This is a genomic window from Kutzneria sp. NPDC051319, from assembly GCF_040682195.1.
Classification (GTDB): domain Bacteria; phylum Actinomycetota; class Actinomycetes; order Mycobacteriales; family Pseudonocardiaceae; genus Kutzneria.
In genome coordinates this window covers 13,149-29,085 of the sequence record NZ_JBFBAM010000040.1, presented here as the reverse complement: position 1 = coordinate 29,085, position 15,937 = coordinate 13,149, and the positions used below count along the sequence as shown (strand labels likewise).

General features: G+C 72.1%; 12 protein-coding genes. 3 read left to right on the top strand and 9 right to left on the bottom strand.

From position 1 onward, the window contains the following. Positions 1–7 precede the first annotated feature (7 nt). The gene (locus tag AB0M73_RS31150) at positions 8–988 is read left to right on the top strand and encodes an acetylxylan esterase (protein WP_363897953.1); all 981 of its coding nucleotides are present in this window, start codon (positions 8–10) and stop codon (positions 986–988) included. Here AB0M73_RS31150 and AB0M73_RS31145 read toward each other — a convergent pair. The 9 genes from AB0M73_RS31145 to AB0M73_RS31105 form a co-directional block, all read right to left on the bottom strand. Next, entirely contained in the window at positions 959–1,609 is a 651-nt protein-coding gene (locus tag AB0M73_RS31145) for a DUF998 domain-containing protein (protein WP_363897949.1), read from the bottom strand. The two genes, AB0M73_RS31150 and AB0M73_RS31145, sit on opposite strands and share 30 nt — an antisense overlap. Positions 1,610–1,681: 72 nt before the next feature. Continuing rightward, the gene (locus AB0M73_RS31140; protein WP_363897946.1) at positions 1,682–3,016 is read right to left on the bottom strand and encodes an MFS transporter; all 1,335 of its coding nucleotides are present in this window, start codon (positions 3,014–3,016) and stop codon (positions 1,682–1,684) included. Between the two features lie 132 nt (positions 3,017–3,148). Next, complete coding sequence (locus AB0M73_RS31135; RefSeq protein WP_363897943.1) at positions 3,149–4,129, bottom strand: VWA domain-containing protein; 981 nt, start codon at positions 4,127–4,129, stop codon at positions 3,149–3,151. Beyond that, complete coding sequence (locus AB0M73_RS31130; protein ID WP_363897941.1) at positions 4,126–5,061, bottom strand: DUF58 domain-containing protein; 936 nt, start codon at positions 5,059–5,061, stop codon at positions 4,126–4,128. Before AB0M73_RS31130 ends, AB0M73_RS31135 begins: the two co-directional genes overlap by 4 nt. Continuing rightward, positions 5,058–6,182 carry a MoxR family ATPase gene (locus AB0M73_RS31125; RefSeq protein ID WP_363897938.1) on the bottom strand — a complete coding sequence of 375 codons (1,125 nt, stop codon included), beginning with the start codon at positions 6,180–6,182 and terminating at the stop codon, positions 5,058–5,060. The genes AB0M73_RS31130 and AB0M73_RS31125 overlap by 4 nt, the downstream gene beginning before the upstream one ends. A gap of 47 nt (positions 6,183–6,229) precedes the next feature. Continuing rightward, the gene (locus tag AB0M73_RS31120) at positions 6,230–6,787 is read right to left on the bottom strand and encodes an NTP transferase domain-containing protein (protein ID WP_363897935.1); all 558 of its coding nucleotides are present in this window, start codon (positions 6,785–6,787) and stop codon (positions 6,230–6,232) included. Next, the gene (locus AB0M73_RS31115; RefSeq protein WP_043716358.1) at positions 6,784–7,785 is read right to left on the bottom strand and encodes a hypothetical protein; all 1,002 of its coding nucleotides are present in this window, start codon (positions 7,783–7,785) and stop codon (positions 6,784–6,786) included. Before AB0M73_RS31115 ends, AB0M73_RS31120 begins: the two co-directional genes overlap by 4 nt. A gap of 70 nt (positions 7,786–7,855) precedes the next feature. Then, on the bottom strand, positions 7,856–8,326 hold the full coding sequence (locus AB0M73_RS31110) for an SRPBCC family protein (protein WP_363897932.1): 471 nt from the start codon (positions 8,324–8,326) through the stop codon (positions 7,856–7,858). Further along, positions 8,323–8,661 carry a metalloregulator ArsR/SmtB family transcription factor gene (locus AB0M73_RS31105; protein ID WP_363897929.1) on the bottom strand — a complete coding sequence of 113 codons (339 nt, stop codon included), beginning with the start codon at positions 8,659–8,661 and terminating at the stop codon, positions 8,323–8,325. The genes AB0M73_RS31110 and AB0M73_RS31105 overlap by 4 nt, the downstream gene beginning before the upstream one ends. Positions 8,662–8,896: 235 nt before the next feature. Here AB0M73_RS31105 and AB0M73_RS31100 point away from each other — a divergent pair, with 235 nt between their 5' ends. Continuing rightward, positions 8,897–12,436 (top strand): BTAD domain-containing putative transcriptional regulator, encoded by a 3,540-nt coding sequence (locus tag AB0M73_RS31100; protein WP_363897926.1) that lies wholly within the window; start codon positions 8,897–8,899, stop codon positions 12,434–12,436. Further along, positions 12,429–15,911 (top strand): BTAD domain-containing putative transcriptional regulator, encoded by a 3,483-nt coding sequence (locus tag AB0M73_RS31095; protein ID WP_363897923.1) that lies wholly within the window; start codon positions 12,429–12,431, stop codon positions 15,909–15,911. Before AB0M73_RS31100 ends, AB0M73_RS31095 begins: the two co-directional genes overlap by 8 nt. Positions 15,912–15,937 lie beyond the last annotated feature (26 nt).

Below are 15,937 nucleotides of genomic sequence, written 5' to 3'. Positions count from 1 at the left end.
GGAAAACATGCCCCTGTTCGACCTCTCGGAACCGTCGGAGCTGGCCGAGCACAGGGTGACCGCCACCGAGCCGGACGGCCTGGACGCGTGGTGGGCGGCCCGGATCGCCGCCGCCCGCGCCGTGGCCGAGCCGGTTTCCCTGGTGCGGCACGAGGAGTCGGCCTACGGGCCGACGCCGGTGTGGGACGTGGAGTTCTCCGGCGACGGCGGTGACCGGATCCGGGGCTGGTACCTGCGGCCCGCCGGCACGGAGGGGCAGCGGCTGCCGATCGTGGTGCGGTACATCGGGTACGGCGGCGGGCGCGGCCTGCCGCTCGACCACACCCTGTGGGCCGCCGCCGGATACGCCGTGCTGGTGATGGACACCCGTGGTCAGGGCGCGAAGTGGGCAATCGGCGCCACCGGCGACCCGGGGCGGTCGCCCGCCGGACCGGAGTACCCGGGCGTGATGACACGGGGCATCTCCAGCCCGGAGACGTACTACTACAGCCGGCTTTTCGTGGACGCCGTGCGAGCGGTCGACGTCGCGTCCGAACTGGACGGTGTGGATCCGTCGCGGATCGCGGTCAGCGGGGGCAGCCAGGGCGGCGGGCTGGCCATCGCCGCCGCGGCGCTGTGCGGGGACCGGGTGCGGGTGTGCCACGCGGACATCCCGTTTCTGTGCGACTTCCACCGGGCCATCAAGATCACGCCGAAGGCTCCCTTCACAGAGATCAGCGATTTCCTGGCGCAGCACGTGGATCTGGTGCCGGCGGTGCTGGAGACCCTGCGTTACGTGGACTGCGCGCTGCTGGCCCGGCGGATCACCGCCACCACGCTGTTCAGCGCCGGCCTGATGGACGCGGTCTGCCCGCCGTCCACGGTTTTCGCGGCGTACAACGAGATCACCGCGCTCAAGGAGATCACGGTGTCCCCGTTCGGCGTGCACGACGTGCCGCGCGGGCACATCGAGCGGCAGCTACGCCACCTCCGCGAGCACCTGGGCTGATCGGCGGCCAGGCAGCAGGGCGGCGCCGCCGACGACAAAAAGCCAGATGTCACCGGGATATCCGGCCAGTCGTTCGGCGCCGCCCACGCCGAGCAGCTCCGGCGCGAAGATCGACATGGCCGTGCCGAGCAGCCCGAAGACCGCGACCACGATGCCGAACATGCCCAGCCTGGTGTCGCGAATCGTCAGTGACAGCACCAGAATCGCCACGCTGGCCACCGGCAGGCCGAACCCGCCGATCATGTGCAGCGAGAGGTCCTCGTTCTCCGGCGCGACCCCGAGCAGCAGCTTGCCCGCGCCGACCAGGATCCACAGCAGCACACCCACGGTCGCCGGCCCCGTGTCCGGCCACCGCGAACGCAGCAGGCCCGCGCCCGCGACGATCAGCAGGCCCGCAATGATGAACGACGCGTTCATCAGGCCGGCCTTGGGCGAGCAGACATACGTCGCCATGAAGTCGCCGCAGTCCGTGTTGCCGAGGTCGCCGACGTAGTTGTCGCGCCAGCTGAACGGGGTGCGCCAGTGGGCCGCCACCACGAACTGCGCGACGGTGTACTGCACCGTCGCGACGATCCAGAGGAATCCACCGACCGCGGCGCGCTTCTCGGCACTCGTCATCATCAGGGCCTCCCACCTGGGAGCGTGACCCTGCCCGCGTGGGCCGGCAACCGGCGTCCCCCTATCGAGGGAGGCTCAGGCGTGGCTGGTGACCAGATCGGGCAGGGCGTCGTGGTCGGGGAGGTCGGTGTCCACGTCCCGCACCACTTTCACGAAGAACCCGCACAGGCCCACCACGACGCCGAGCACGCCGGTGCCGAAGAAGACCAGGGCCATGCCGCCGCCGGGGCCGCCGGGCACGACGGAGCCGAAGACCTCCAGCAGGGCGCCGCCGGGCCGCATGCCGGGCTCCAGGACGTTGTCGGCCAGCGGGCCGACGACGGCCAGGGCCAGGGGCAGGGCGAGGTTGTCGACGACCTGGCGGGCGCCGAAGACCCGGCCCTGCATGGCGGGGTCGACCTTCACCTGCCAGATGGCGTCGAGATTGCCGCGCAGGAACGGCATGCACACCCAGGAGCAGAACCAGCTGGCCGCCCACCAGAACATGCCGTCGCCCATGCCGAGCATGATCCGCCCGAGCGAGTAGTAGGCCAGCACCGCGAAAAGCACGGACCGAACGGGACGAACGGGCGGCGGCCGTAACAGCATCACCACGCCGCCGACCACACCGCCGAAGGCGCCGACGGTCTGGACGAGGCCGGCGGCGAGCTCGTCGTTCCCGCTGCGTAACAGGACCATCGGCGTGAGCACCTGCCAGCCCATCACCGACAGCATGCTCACGACGAAGAACGTCATCTGCAAGCCGACCAGCCCGGGGCGCGCGGTGATGTAGCGGAATCCGAGCAGTGCACCATGCCACCAGCCGGTGGCGCACGCGGCGGCGCGGTCGGGCTGCGGGATGCGCACCAGGAACACGGTGCCGACGGCCACCGCCCCGGCCAGCACGGCGATCAGCACCACGACGTCGATTCCCAGGCACTGCAGGGCGATCGCGCCGAGGGTGGGGGCGACGACGTTCTGCACCGAATCGGCAATCGTTCGCAGCGCGTTGGCCCGGGACAGGTCCTCCTTGGCCACCATCAGCGAGATGGTCGCCGAGTAGGCCGGCACCTCGAACGCCACCAGCACACCGATGAGGGTGTTGGCCAGGAACAACTCCCACGCCTGCACGCCGTGGAAGGCGAACAGCGCCAACAGGGAGCCCAGCACGACGACGGTCCCCGCGTCGCCGACGGCGATGGTCAGCCGCCGCGGCAGCCGGTCGACGGCGGCGCCGGCCAGCGGGCTGCACAGCATGGTCGCCACGAACGCGGCGCCGGTCATCAGCGACAGGTCCAGCGCACTGTGCGTCCGCAGGAACAGCCAGACGCCGAAACCGAAGTTGACCATCCGGGCCGCGCTGACCGACAGGATCTGCCCGGCCCACAGGATCGAGTAGCCGCTCAGCCCGCCGGGACGGCTCCAGCTCACCACAGGCCGCGTCCCATCCGGGCATCATCGCGAGCGGGGACGCCGCCAGGCAAGATCAAGATCCACATTCTGGGCGTCCTGGTGGCAACCGGCTGCCCTTCGGCCTCCCTACGGCCTAAACGGGCGGGATCATCAGGAGATCCGCTGAGTGATCAGCACCGAGGCGGCCACCGACAGCAGCGAGATCAACGTGCCCAGCGCGAGCCACGGCTGGCTGGCGTCGACGGTCTTGGTCTCGTAGCCGATCTGCGAGGCCAGCGAGCTGTAGACGTTCTGCAGCTGCCCGGCGCTCTCGGCGTCGTAGGCCTGCCCGCCGGACAGCTCGGCGATCTGCCGCATGGCCTGCTGGTCGCCGGGCACGTCCTCGGCCTGCCCCTCCACGTCGGCGGTGCCGCCCTTGGTGCCGAAGTAGATGCCGGAGATCGGCATCTGGGCCTGCCGCGCCGCCCTGGCCTGGGTGTACGCGCCCCGCGCGGCGTTCGGGTCGGCGGGGTTGTTCTCCCGGCCGTCCGACAGCAGCACGATGCGGGCCGGCGGCGGACCGTCGGCGCCGGTGATCAGCTTGCCGAACGACTGGATCGCCTGCACGGCGGCGGCGATGCCGTCGCCGGTGGCGGTGCCCTCCGCCGGCTTCAACGCGTCGATGCCGGCCTTGACCTGCGTGCGGTCGGTCGTCGGCGACACTAGCGTGGTGGCCGAGCCGGCGAACTCGATCAGCCCCAGGTTCACGCCGGGCGTCAGCTGGTCGGCGAACGACTTCGCGGCCTGCTGCGCGGCGGCCAGCCGAGAAGGCGGGATGTCCTTGGAGTTCATGGACAACGAGACGTCGACGACGAGCATGACCGTGGCCCGGTTGCGCGGCACCTTCGACTCGGCCGTCGGACCGGCCAGCGCGATGCTCAGCAGGATCAGGCCGACGGCCAGCATGGCCGGCGGAATGTGCCGCTGCCAGCCCGGACGCCGGGGCGCGACCCGTTCCAGCAGCTCGAGATTGGTGAAGCGCTTGGTGTCCCGGCGACGCAGGCGCTGCGTGACGAGATACCCGACCGCCAGGACCGCCACCACGCCGATGAGCAGCAGCCACAACGGGTCCGCGAACCCGGACAAGCTCATCCAGCCGCTCCCCCGGACCAGCGCCGCTTGCGAGCGACCACGAACCGGACCATGTCGGCGATCCAGTCGGAATCCGTGCGCAGCACCAGGTGCGCGCAGTTGGCCTGCCGCAGGCCGGCGGCGACCTGCGCGCGGTGCTCGTCCGCGGCGGCGGCGAACTGCCGGCGCAGCAACGGCGACGCGTTCACCTCGCGCTGCCGGCCGCTCTCCGGGTCCACCAACGTCACCAGGCCGACCTCGGGCAGGTCGATGTCACGCGGATCGACGATCTCGACCGCGACCAGGTCGTGCCGCGCGGACAGCCCACGCAGCGGCCGTTGCCACGCCATGTCGCCGAGGAAGTCGGAAATCACCACGGCCAGCCCACGGCGACGCGGCGGCCGGCGCAGCTGCTCCAGCAAGGCCACCAAGTCGCCACGCACGCCCTCGGGCGCCCGCGGCGTCGTCGCCACGCGGCGGACGAGGCTGCGGGAGTGCGCGAGGCCGCCACGAGCCGGCAGTCGCACCATCTCCTGCCCGGTCGACAGCACAGCGCCGATGCGGTTGCCGCCACCGCCGGTCAGGTGCGTGAACGCCGCCACGGCCGCGACGGCCAGGTCGCGCTTCTCGCACGCCGCCGTGCCGAAGTCGAGGCTCGCCGACAGGTCGACCGCCAGCCACGTCTCCAGCTCACGGTCGGCGACCGTCTCCCGGATGTGCGGCTGCGTGGTCCGGGCCGTGACGGCCCAGTCCATGCGGCGCACGTCGTCGCCCGGTTGGTACGGCCGCGCCTCACCCGGCTCCGTGCCGGGCCCGGGCACCAGGCCCAGGTGGTTGCCCTGGAGCAGGCCGTCCAACCGGCGCCGCACGTCCATCTCCAACGTGCGCAACGCCGACTCCAGCTTCTCCTCACGCAACACGGGAGGAGCCCAGCGAGGGCGTGGTTCGCTCACGGCCTACCGACCGGCGCGGGCGGCTGCATCGGCCCGAGGTGCGGCTGGAACGGCTGCTGCGCGGCCTGCGGGCCGGTCAGCGGCTGACCGGTCATCGGCTGGCCGGGCTGCGGGCGCGCGGAGACCTGCGGCAGCGGCACGGTCTGCATGACGCGGGCCACGATGTGGTCCAGCGGCACGCCGTCGGCCAGGGCGTCGTAGGACAGCACGAGGCGGTGCCGCAGCACGTCCGGCACCACGTCCACCACGTCCTGCGGCAGCACGTAGTCACGGCCGCGCACGAGGGCCAGCGCACGGGCGGCGGCCACGATGCCGAGGCTTGCTCGCGGCGAGGCGCCGTACGCGACCCAGCCGGCCACGTCGGTCAGGCCGTGGTCGCCGGGCGACCGCGTGGCCAGCACCAGCCGCACCACGTAGTCCACCAGCGCGTGGTGCACGAAAACCTTGGCGGCGACGTCCTGCAGCCGGACCAGCTCGTCGGTGCCGAGCACCTGCTGCGGCTGCGGCGGGGCGACGCCCATCCGGTAGACGATCTCCCGCTCCTCCTCGGCCGTCGGATACTCCACGACGATCTTGAAGAGGAACCGGTCGCGCTGGGCCTCCGGCAGCGGGTAGACGCCCTCGTTCTCGATGGGGTTCTGGGTGGCCAACACCAGGAACGGGTCGGGCATGGGGAAGGTCCGGCCGCCGATCGACACGTGCCGCTCGGCCATCACCTCCAGCATCGCCGACTGCACCTTGGCCGGCGCGCGGTTGATCTCGTCGGCCAGCACGAAGTTGGCCACCACCGGGCCCAGCTCGACGTCGAAGGTCTCGCTGCTCTGGCGGTAGATGCGGGTGCCGAGGATGTCGGCCGGCACCAGGTCCGGGGTGAACTGCACCCGGCTGAACGAGCCGCCGACGACCTTGGCGAAGGTCTCCACGGCGAGCGTCTTGGCCACGCCGGGCACGCCTTCGAGCAGCAGGTGGCCCTTGGCCAGCAGGCCGACCAGCATGCGCTCGACCAGCCGGTCCTGGCCGACGATCACCCGCTTGACCTCGAACACGGTGCGCTCGAGCAGTTGGGCGTCCCGAGCCGGCGTGTTCGGCGGCGTGCCCTCGGTGTTCACGGGCTCGCTCACGTGCGGACCTCCTAGATGACGGCGTGCTCCGACGGTAGGTAACCCGATCACCGGTGAGGGTGCTGTGAAGCAGCCTTGGCCAGGTCGGAGGGCGTGTCCACGTCGACGGTCTCCCCCGGCTCGGCGGCGACGCAGGTGTAGTCCAGCGCCCCCAGCACCGAGCGCAGCGACGCGCCCGCCGGGTCCTTGGGCAGCACTCTACGCAGGGAGTCCGCCCGCCACACGCCGATGAGCCACTGCGCGTGGCCGTCGTCGAGCAAGGCCCCGTCGGCTGTCACGGCGTTGCGCAGCCGGGCCACGGTGTCCGCCGTGACGCCGACGAGGTCCGCGGCCAGCACGGCCACTGTCGCCGCCTCGCCGATCAGCTCCAGGCCGGCGGCCAGCCCGGCGACGGGGCCGCCGCCGGGCGGGTCCTCACGGGTCCAGAGGACGGTGCGGTCGGTGGTCGTGGCCGGTCCGACCACGACCACCGGCGACGCGTCGGCGACCGCTGTCAGGCAGCGGTCGAGCAGGGTGCGGCCGGCCACGACCAGCGCCGGCTTGTGCACCCCGCCCATCCTGCTGCCGCGGCCACCGGCCAGCAGCACCGCGGCGAAGTCCGTCACGCAGAGGACACTAGCCGCCACACCACGGGCTGACCGCCGTCACCGACCGAGCCTTCCGAGGACCAGCCGGCGATGGTGCCGTCATCGTCGACGAACCGGGCCCGCGCCTTGGTCGTGCCGGGCAGCAGCGGCAGCTCGGTCAGGAACGTCGTGCCCTGCCACACCGCCGCCGGGCCGTTCTGCACGCTCGGCTCGTACTCCTCGCCGACGATCAGGCCGGACGCGTTGACGTCCCACGTCGACATGCCGTGGTCGAGCGGCGTCGCAACGTAATCCGGCCCGGTCCACATCAGCGCCTGCGACTCCGCGCCGCCGACCACCACGCCATGGCGAATGGTGGTGGCCCACACGTAGGTGTGGCCGGGAGCGGACAGCGGGCGGGCGACTCCGTTGCGGACCACGTACGGAGTCGTGTCGTCCTTGTTCACCAGCACGGTGCCGTCGTAGTCGATCGCCGCCGGCGTGGAGTTCGCCGGAGCGCCGGCCAGTGGCCGCAGACCGGCCTGGCCGAGCGGCGACCAGTACAGCACCACCGTGGACGACTGCTGCCCCAGCGGGTCGACCGCCTGCACCGCGATGTCGCCACGTGGCCCCATCGCCGCACGCCGGATGTCCGTGTACCGCCCCGTCACCACCTGGTGGTAACCCGAGCCGTCCAGCGTGAACAGCTTCGCCGCGCCGTCCCCCGCATCGGCAATGATCAGCACCGTGCCGCTGTTGCTCTCTCCGACCACCTGGCCGAAGTCCGCACCCGGCGGCATGCCGTGGTCGGTGGGCCGGCCGTCCTTCCAGGTGACGAGGGTGAACCGGTCCGGCGTGAACATCATCCCGGCGTAACCGCCGTGGCCGTCGGACGCCTCCAGATACCCCGGCGACACCCCCGGCGGCAGCGGCAGCGCGCTCACCTCCCAGTGCGGCGTGCCGGCCAATGCGGGCGTTGCGGTCGCCACCGTGGCGACCACCACCGCCGCCGCGACTCCCAGCGTCTTCCACCCCATGCGCTTCCCCCTCGGGATCGTCTGGCTCTCCGAGGGTTCACGCACCAGGTGCCCGAAAGGTTGTCCGGTTTCAGGCTTCTACGAGTTTTGCCAGCTTGTCGTAGGAGTCGTTGACGCCGTGCTCCATGCCGCTGGCCAGCATGGCGTCGCGGGCCTCGACCGAGGGGAACACGGAGCGGGTGTGCATGCGGGTGCGGCCGCCGAGGTCGGTGTAGGTGACCGTCTCCAGGCTGATCTGGCCGGGCGCGCCCTCGAACTCGAAGGTCTGGACGACGCACTCGTCCTTCGCCACGGTGTGGAAGACGCCGCGGAAGCGGTACTCGTTGCCGTCGGCGTCGCGGTTGACGTAGCGGTAGCTGCCGCCGGGGCGCGCGTCGTACTCCTCGACGTCCATGGACAGCTCGCGCGGGCCGAGCCACTGGGCGATCAGGTCGGGGTCGGTGGCGGCGCGGAACACCTGGGCGGGCGTGGCCTCGAACTCGCGCGAGATCTCGATGAACGGGGTGCCGGGCTGGGCGGTGATGGTGGTCGGGTTGCTCATGTCGTTTCCTCCTCCTTGAGGGCCTCCAGCACGGCGTCGAGCCGCCGGTGCCGGCTTTCGGCCGCGAGCCGATACGTGTCGATCCAGGCCGTGAGCTGCTCCAGGGCGCCGGCGTCGAGGTGACACGGGCGGCGCTGGCCGTCGCGGCTGCGGGTGATCAGGCCCGCGGACTCCAACACCTGGATGTGCCGGGACACCGCCTGCTTGGTGATGTCGAACGGCTCGGCCAGCTCGTTCACCGTCGCGTCGCTCCGCGACAGGCGGGCGATCAGGGCCCGCCGCACGGGATCGCCGAGCGCGGCGAACGCGCGGTCCAGTTGCTCGTCGGGGCCCATTGTCAACCAATCTGTTTATCAACCGATACGTTGACTATGGCACCGTCGGTCCCCGTCCGCAAGGGGCACGGCGGAAAGCGGACAGCGGCGGGCGGTTTCCGAGACAGGCTCGGGAAAACGCGGTGACGGGCGGCACTGCCGATCACGCTGTTCGGCGGGATCGCAATTTCCGCCCCGGTGGCTACACTCCGCACATGCACTGTCGCACCGCAGCACGACCCGGGGACGCTCGGGCGTGACCGCACCACTGCGGGTCCAGCTGCTCGGCCCGGTCCGCGCCTGGCGCGGCGAGCAGGAGGTCGATCTCGGCTCGGCGGGGCGGCGGGCGGTGTTCGCGATCCTGGCCATGGCGGCCGGGCAGGCGGTCACCCGCGAGGAGCTCGTCGACGGCGTCTGGGGCGAGGACCCGCCGGCCCGCGCGGTCGGCATCCTGCACACGTACATCTCCGACCTGCGGCGATCCCTCCAGCAGCGGGTGCGCGGCAGCAACCAGTCGACCGAGCACGTGCTGGAGTCGGTGGGCTCGGCGTACGCGCTGCACGTGGATCGCGCGCAGCTGGATGTCACGAGGTTCGACGCGCTGCGCTCGACGGCCGACGATCTCGGCGCCTCGCTGCGATCGGTGACGGCGGCTTTGGCTCTGTGGCAAGGCGAGGCCTTCTCGGGACTGTCGGGGCCGTTCGCGGAGCTGCACCGGGCCCGGCTGGCCGAACTGCGGCTGGCGACGTTGGAACGCCGCTGCTCGCTGCTGCTGGCCCTGGGCAACCAGGACAGTGCGATCACCGAACTCGCCGGCCTGGTGCGGGAACACCCGCGCCGGGAAGGCCTGCGCGGCCTGCTGATGGTGGCGCTGTACCGGGCCGGCCGCCGCGACGAGGCGCTGGCCGAGTTCGAGAGCGCACGCGAGGTCTTGGTCAACGAGCTCGGGTTGGACCCGGGCCCGGCGCTTCAGGACATCCACGACCGAATCCAGGCCCAGCAGAAGGTGCCGATCCCCGGCATCGGCACGCAGCACGACCAGCTGGCCCCCGCGACCCGCCAGCCGGAAGTGCCGACGCAGTTCGTCGGACGGCCGCGAGAAGTGGCCTGGCTGCGGGCGCTTGTGGTCGCGCTGGCCGACGGCGCGGGCGGCTGCGTGCTGGTCGAGGGCGAGCCCGGCATCGGCAAGTCCGCGTTGCTGGCGGTCGGCCTGGCCGACGCGCCGGTGGCCGGCTGCCGCGTGGTGTGGGCGCTGGGCGAGGACCTGTCGGGCAACGGCCCGCTGGCCCCGATCAGCCGGTTGCTGTCGTTCGTCGACCAGGCCTGCGCGGAGGCGCCGCTGATCCTCGTGATCGACGACGTGCAGTGGCTCGACGAGACCGGTCTGCTGGCGTGGCACCGGTTGTCCCGCCTGACCCAGCAGCTACCGCTGCTGCTGGTCGGCGCGCGCCGCACGAACCCCACCGCGCACCACGTGGACCTGGCCGGCGGCCGCACGCTGGCCCTCAGCCGGCTGCACGCGGACGACGTGCACGAGCTGGCGGCCCGGATCGTCGGGGCGTCGCTGGGCACCGTGCTGAGGGGCTTGGTCGACCACGCCGCCGGCAATCCGTTGCACGTCCGGGAACTCGTCGACGGGCTGGTGCGGGAGTCCATGCTGCGCACCGTGGACGGCGTCGCCGACGTCGACCCGTCCAGCGGCTTCGACGCGCACCGGGCCATGGCCGTGGTGGCCGCGCGGCGGCTGGAGTTCCTGTCCCCCACGGCATTGGACCGACTGCGCTGGGCGGCGCTGCTCGGCGTCGAGTTCGATCTGGCCGACCTGGCGGCGATCGTCGGCGCCTCCCCCGCCGACCTGGTCGGCGCGGTCGAGGAGGCCACCGACGCCGGCCTGCTGGTGGATGCCGGCAATCGTTTGGCGTTCCGGGATCCGGCCGTGCGGCAGGCGCTGTACGAGGAGCGCCCGGCGGCCGTCCGCACGACGCTGCACCGCGAATCGGCCAAGGCCCTGGCCCACGCCGGGGCCCCGGTGGAGCGGACCGCCGCTCAGCTGGCGGCGGCCGGCGAGTTCGACCCCTGGTCGGTGCAGTGGCTGCTGGCCAACGTGGAGACGGTCGCGGGGCGCGATCCGGGGCTCGTGCTGACACTGCTGGACCGTGCGCTGGACAGCACGTCGCCGACGCCGGAGGAGCGGGAATTCCTGCTGGTCAGCCAGGTTCGCCGGCAGTTCCGGCTGGGCCGGCAGCCCGAGGCCGCCGCCCGTGCGCTGCTCGACATCACCCGGGATCCGGCCCACGCCGCCGAGATGCGGTGGATCCTGGCCTGCCTGACCTACCGGCGCGGCGATGTCGCCCAGGCCATCGCCGACCTCCGTGCGGCGGCGGCCGATCCGTCCGCGCCGGACTTCTGGGCCGCCCGTCACGACACGCTGCGGGCCCAGTTCGAACGGACCGGCCTGGACGACCTCGACACCGCCGAGGCCACCGCCCGCGCCGCCCTCGTCGATGCCACGGAGGCGAACGACGCCCCGGCCATCGCCGCCGCGGAGCAGGAGCTCTGGTACGTGGAATCGGTGCGCCGCAACCACTCCGCGGCGCTCGCGCACGTGAACAACGCGCTGGCCGCCGCCACCGGCAACCAGCACCTGGTGGACCTCCAGATCAACCTGCTCGGCGCGCGGCTGTTCAGCCTCCAGAACCTGGACCGGCTCACCGACGGCACCGACACCGTGGCCCGCACACGCGCGATGGTCCGCCGCACCGGGCTGCCGTCCGGGCGCGTCCACATCGGCGCCGCCGTGCACTACTACTGGCTCGGCCGCTGGGACGAGGCGCTGGCCGAGCTGGACTCGATCATCGGCGACGAGCCCGAGATCACCATCTTCGACCTGCGGTCCCGGGTTCCGCTGCTCCAGTACGGCACCGCGGCGATGATCACCGGGCACCGCGGCGACACCGAGCAGCTGCACGCGCACCTGCGCACGGCGTCGTCGTACCCGGTGATCGCGCCCGGCGACCAGGAGAACAGCGACTTCTTCCTGGCGGCCAAGGCCATGGCCGCCGAACAGGACGGCGACCTCGCCGCCGCGGTGTCGGCCTACGAGCCGATCCTCGACACGTCCTATGGTCGGATGACGTTGCGGCACCAGTGGTTGCCGGACCTGACCCGGATCGCGTTGGACGCCGGCGAGCCCGATGTCGCCACGGCGGCGCTGCACCTGGCCCGGGCCGAGGCTGCCGCGGAAACGGTGCCAGCGCGGGCTTTTCACGCCGCCCAGCGCTGCGCGGCGCTGATCGCCCAGGACCCGGAGCCGCTGTTTGTCGTGGCGCAGCGGTATCGCGAGGCCGGCCGGCGCGTCGAGTTCGCGATCACGAGCGAGGACGCCGCCGTGCTGTTGGCCCGGCGCGGCGAGATCGACCGTGCCCGTCACACGTTTCGGGAAGCCCTGCTCATCTACGCAGAGCTGGGTGCCTCTTGGGACATCCGGCGCGCGGAGTCGCGGCTGCGCGAATTCGGCATCCGACGGGCCGGCCTGTCGACCGGGCAGCCGACCGTCGCCGGCTGGCACGCCCTGGTGGGAGACGAGGTCCGGGTCGCGGAGCTGGTCGCGCTGGGACGATCCAACCCCGAGATCGCGGCCGAGCTGGCGCTGTCCCGGCGGGTCGTGCAGGCGCATGTCTCACGCATCATGCAGAAGCTGGGGGTGGACTCGCGGGCGGCCCTGTTGGGTAAGGTGTCCGGGCATTCGGCGCCGGCGGGGACCGTGCCCATCGAGACTGGGGAACGCAGTGGCTGATCAGGCCCGGGAACTGAGGGTCGAACTGCTGGGCCCCGTGCTCGTCCGACGGGACGGGGACGAGCACAAGCTCGGGGCCCCGCGCCAGCGCGCGCTGCTCGCGGCGTTGGCCGCCCGTCCGGACAAGGTGGTGTCCAGAGAGGACCTGATCAACGCGATCTGGGGTCACGAGGCGCCGCCGTCGGCCGATGGCAGCGTCTACACCTACGTTTCCGGCCTGCGTCGCGCGTTGGAACCCGATCGCGGCAACCGCGCCGTCTCCTCCCTGCTGCTGTCCGAGGGCCCCGGCTATCGGCTGCGTGTCGACGCCGCCGATGTGGACCTGCACGAGTTCGACGCGTTGCTGCGCAAGGCCGAACAGGCAGTGGCGGACGGTGATCAGTCGGCGGCGGCCGAGGCCGCCGACCGCGCTTTGGCTCTGTGGCACGGAGAACCGCTGTCCGGTTTGCCCGGTCCGTGGGCGGCGAGCCTGCGGGACCGGCTGCTCACCAACCGCCTCGACCTGCTGGAGATCCGCGCCGCCGCGGGGCTGGCTGCCGGTCAGCACGCGGAACTCGTCGCCGAGCTGACCGCGCTCGTGCGGGAGAACCCGCTGCACGAGGGCCTGCGCGGGCTGCTGATGATCGCGCTGTACCGGGTCGGTCGGCAGGCCGACGCCGTGGAGCAGTTCCGCGCGGCGGCCCGGGTGTTGATGGACGAGCTCGGCACCGTGCCCGGCGCGCGGTTGGCCGAGATCCAGCAGCAGATCCTCACCAACGACGCGGCCCTGGCCGCGCCGACCGTCGCCGCGCCGCCCCCGGTCCGTCGCCGACCGGTGTGGTGGGCCTCGCGGCCCCGCCCCCGGGCACGGACCTTCGTCGCCCGCACCCATGAGCTTTCCGTGCTGCGCCAGGCGGTTCGGGACGTCGGCGGCGGCCGGGGCGGCGTGCTGCTGGTCGAGGGCGAGCCCGGCATCGGCAAGTCGGAGCTGTTGACCACGGGCATGGCCGGCTGCGAGGACGCCGGCGTGCAGCTGGTGTGGGGCGCGGGCGACGAGCTGGCGAGCCGGTTTCCGTTGCGGCTCATGCTGGACTGCCTGGGCATCGACGCCGATTCGCCCGATCCGGCCCGGGCCCGGGTCGCGGAGATGATGCGGCTGGCCCAGTCCAGCCGCGATCCGCTCGGCGGCGGCGATCCGACGTTGGCCGTGGTCAACGAGCTGGTCGCCATCGTGCAGGAGATGTGCGCCGAGGGTCCGCTCACGCTGGTGGCCGACGACATCCAGTGGGCCGACGAGGCCAGCCTGCTGGTGTTCAGCCGGCTGGCCCTGGAGACCGCCACGCTGCCGCTGCTCCTGGTCGGCTCGCTGCGACCGGTGCCGCGAACCGCTGTGCTCGACGGGGTTCGGGACATCGTGGCCAAGCAGGGCGGCCCTGTGCTACAGCTCGCGCCTTTGGCCGGTGGCGAGGTCGCCGAGCTGTTGCAGGGCATCGTGGGCGGCACGCCGGGCTCCGGTTTGCTCGGCCTGGCCGACCGAGCCGCCGGCAATCCTTTGTACGTGGGCGAGTTGGCCGACGCCTTACTCCGGGACCGGCATGTCGAGGTGACGGCCGGCCGGGCCGAGGTGTCGGCCGTCGGTGACGTGTCGGTGCCGACCTCGCTGTCGTCGGCTCTGACGCACCGGCTGGGCTTTCTCACCACTGCCACCACGGAAGTGTTGCGCCGGGCGGCTTTGCTCGGCACCGAGTTCGCGACCGCCGACCTGAGCGTGCTGTTGGGGCGGCCGGTCGCCGAGCTGCTGCCGGCGCTGGAGGAGGCCGCCGCCGCGAAGGTGTTGCTGGCCAACGGGAATCGCTACAACTTCCGGCACGCCCTCATCCGCCAGGCCCTCTACGACGCCACCTCTCCCACCGTGCGCACCGTGTTGCACAGGCAGGCCGCCGAGCGGCTGGACCGGGCCGGCGCGTCGATGGAAACCGTTGCACGGCAGCTGGTCGCGTCTCCGGTCGCCGTCGACTCGTGGGTGATCGACTGGATGCTCCGGCACGGCGAGCGGATCGCGCACCGGGCGCCGGACATCGGGTTGGACCTGTTGCGCCGGGTTGTCGCCGTCTGCGAGCAGGACGATCCCCGGCACGTGGACCTGACCGCCGTGTTGGCCCGGGTGCTGTACTGGCGCGGGGAGCTGCCCGAGGACGAGGTTCGGTCGGTGCTGGCGCTGACCCGTGATCCCGATCTGGCCGGCGAGATGCAGTGGATCCGGGCCGTCATCTTCTACCGTCGCGGGCAGGAGGGGCATTCCGTCACGGCGCTGCGGGAAGCCGCTTCGGCGCCGGAGATCTCGGCCGTGTGGCAGGCCCGGTGCCAGGCGTTGTTGGCCGTGCGGGAGGGCATGGGGCTGTTGGAGTTCGCCTCCGCCAAGGCCACCGCGCTGGCGGCCATCGACCGTGGGGAGAAGGCCGGCGACAACTTCGCCGTCGCTTTCGCTTTGCAGGCGCTGTGGCTGTTCGAGTCCATCGACCGCGATCATGCCGCCGCTCTGCGTTACGTGGACGAGGCTCTGGCCGTTGTCGCCGACGATGCCGGCCTGGCGCACCTGCATCTGAGCCTGCTCGACAATCGTGTGTTCAGCCTCCAGAACCTCGACCGCCTCGACGACGCCGATCGTGCTCTGTCGGCCGTTCGCACCTTGGTGCATCGTTATCAGCTGCCCGGCGGTCTGCCGATGTCCACCGCCGTCAACCACTATTGGGCCGGCCGGTGGAGCGACGGCCTGCTGGAGCTGAGCATCATCACCCGGTCCGGTCCCGAGCTGGCCTTCCTGGGGCTGCGCGAGAGCAGCCCCATGCTCTTGCTTTCCCATGGCGTCGCCGCTTTGATCGCCGCCCTCCGTGACGACGGCGACGAGGTCGCCGCGCACCTCGCCGCCGCCGACGAGCTGCCCATGCTCACGACCGCCGACCGCGAGAACTGCGACTTCCTGCTCATGGCCGAGGCCCAGGCCGCCGAGCGCGATGGCCGCATCGATGAGGCCCTCATCGCCTTGGAACCCGTCCTGGATCCTCGCTACGCCCCCATGATGCTTCGCCACCAGTGGCTGCCCGACGTCGTTCGGCTGGCTCTGCAAGCCGGTTCCACCGACGTTGTCGCTCGGGCATTGGAGATCTGCGCCGGCGAGGCGGCCCGCGAGCTCATCCCCACCCGCGCCGCTGCCGCATTGTTGCGCTGCCGTGGTCTGGCGCAGGGCGATCCGGCCCAGGTGGCCAAGGCCGTGGCCCACTACCGCAACGTCGGCCGGCCGGTGGAATTGGCCCAGGCGCTGGAAGATCTCGCCGTCGTGCTGGCTTCGGCCGGCCGACGGGGCGAAGGCGAGGCGGCCTTGGCCGAGGCCGTCCGCCGCTACGAGGCCCTCGGCGCCGCCTGGCCGGCCCGCCGCGCCACGGCCCGTTTCGGCGGCCGCACAACGGAAGGCCCGGCGCAGCGCGACGTGGGTTAGGCGTCGCCGCTTCGGCTGCACGAAAG

Bases quoted from the DNA above. Each gene is read 5' to 3' on its own strand.
- AB0M73_RS31150 (WP_363897953.1), top strand. From the start codon at position 8: ATGCCCCTGTTCGACCTCTCGGAACCGTCGGAGCTGGCCGAGCACAGG.
- AB0M73_RS31145 (WP_363897949.1), bottom strand. From the start codon at position 1,609: ATGATGACGAGTGCCGAGAAGCGCGCCGCGGTCGGTGGATTCCTCTGG.
- AB0M73_RS31135 (WP_363897943.1), bottom strand. From the start codon at position 4,129: ATGAGCTTGTCCGGGTTCGCGGACCCGTTGTGGCTGCTGCTCATCGGC.
- AB0M73_RS31115 (WP_043716358.1), bottom strand. From the start codon at position 7,785: ATGGGGTGGAAGACGCTGGGAGTCGCGGCGGCGGTGGTGGTCGCCACG.
- AB0M73_RS31110 (WP_363897932.1), bottom strand. From the start codon at position 8,326: ATGAGCAACCCGACCACCATCACCGCCCAGCCCGGCACCCCGTTCATC.
- AB0M73_RS31105 (WP_363897929.1), bottom strand. From the start codon at position 8,661: ATGGGCCCCGACGAGCAACTGGACCGCGCGTTCGCCGCGCTCGGCGAT.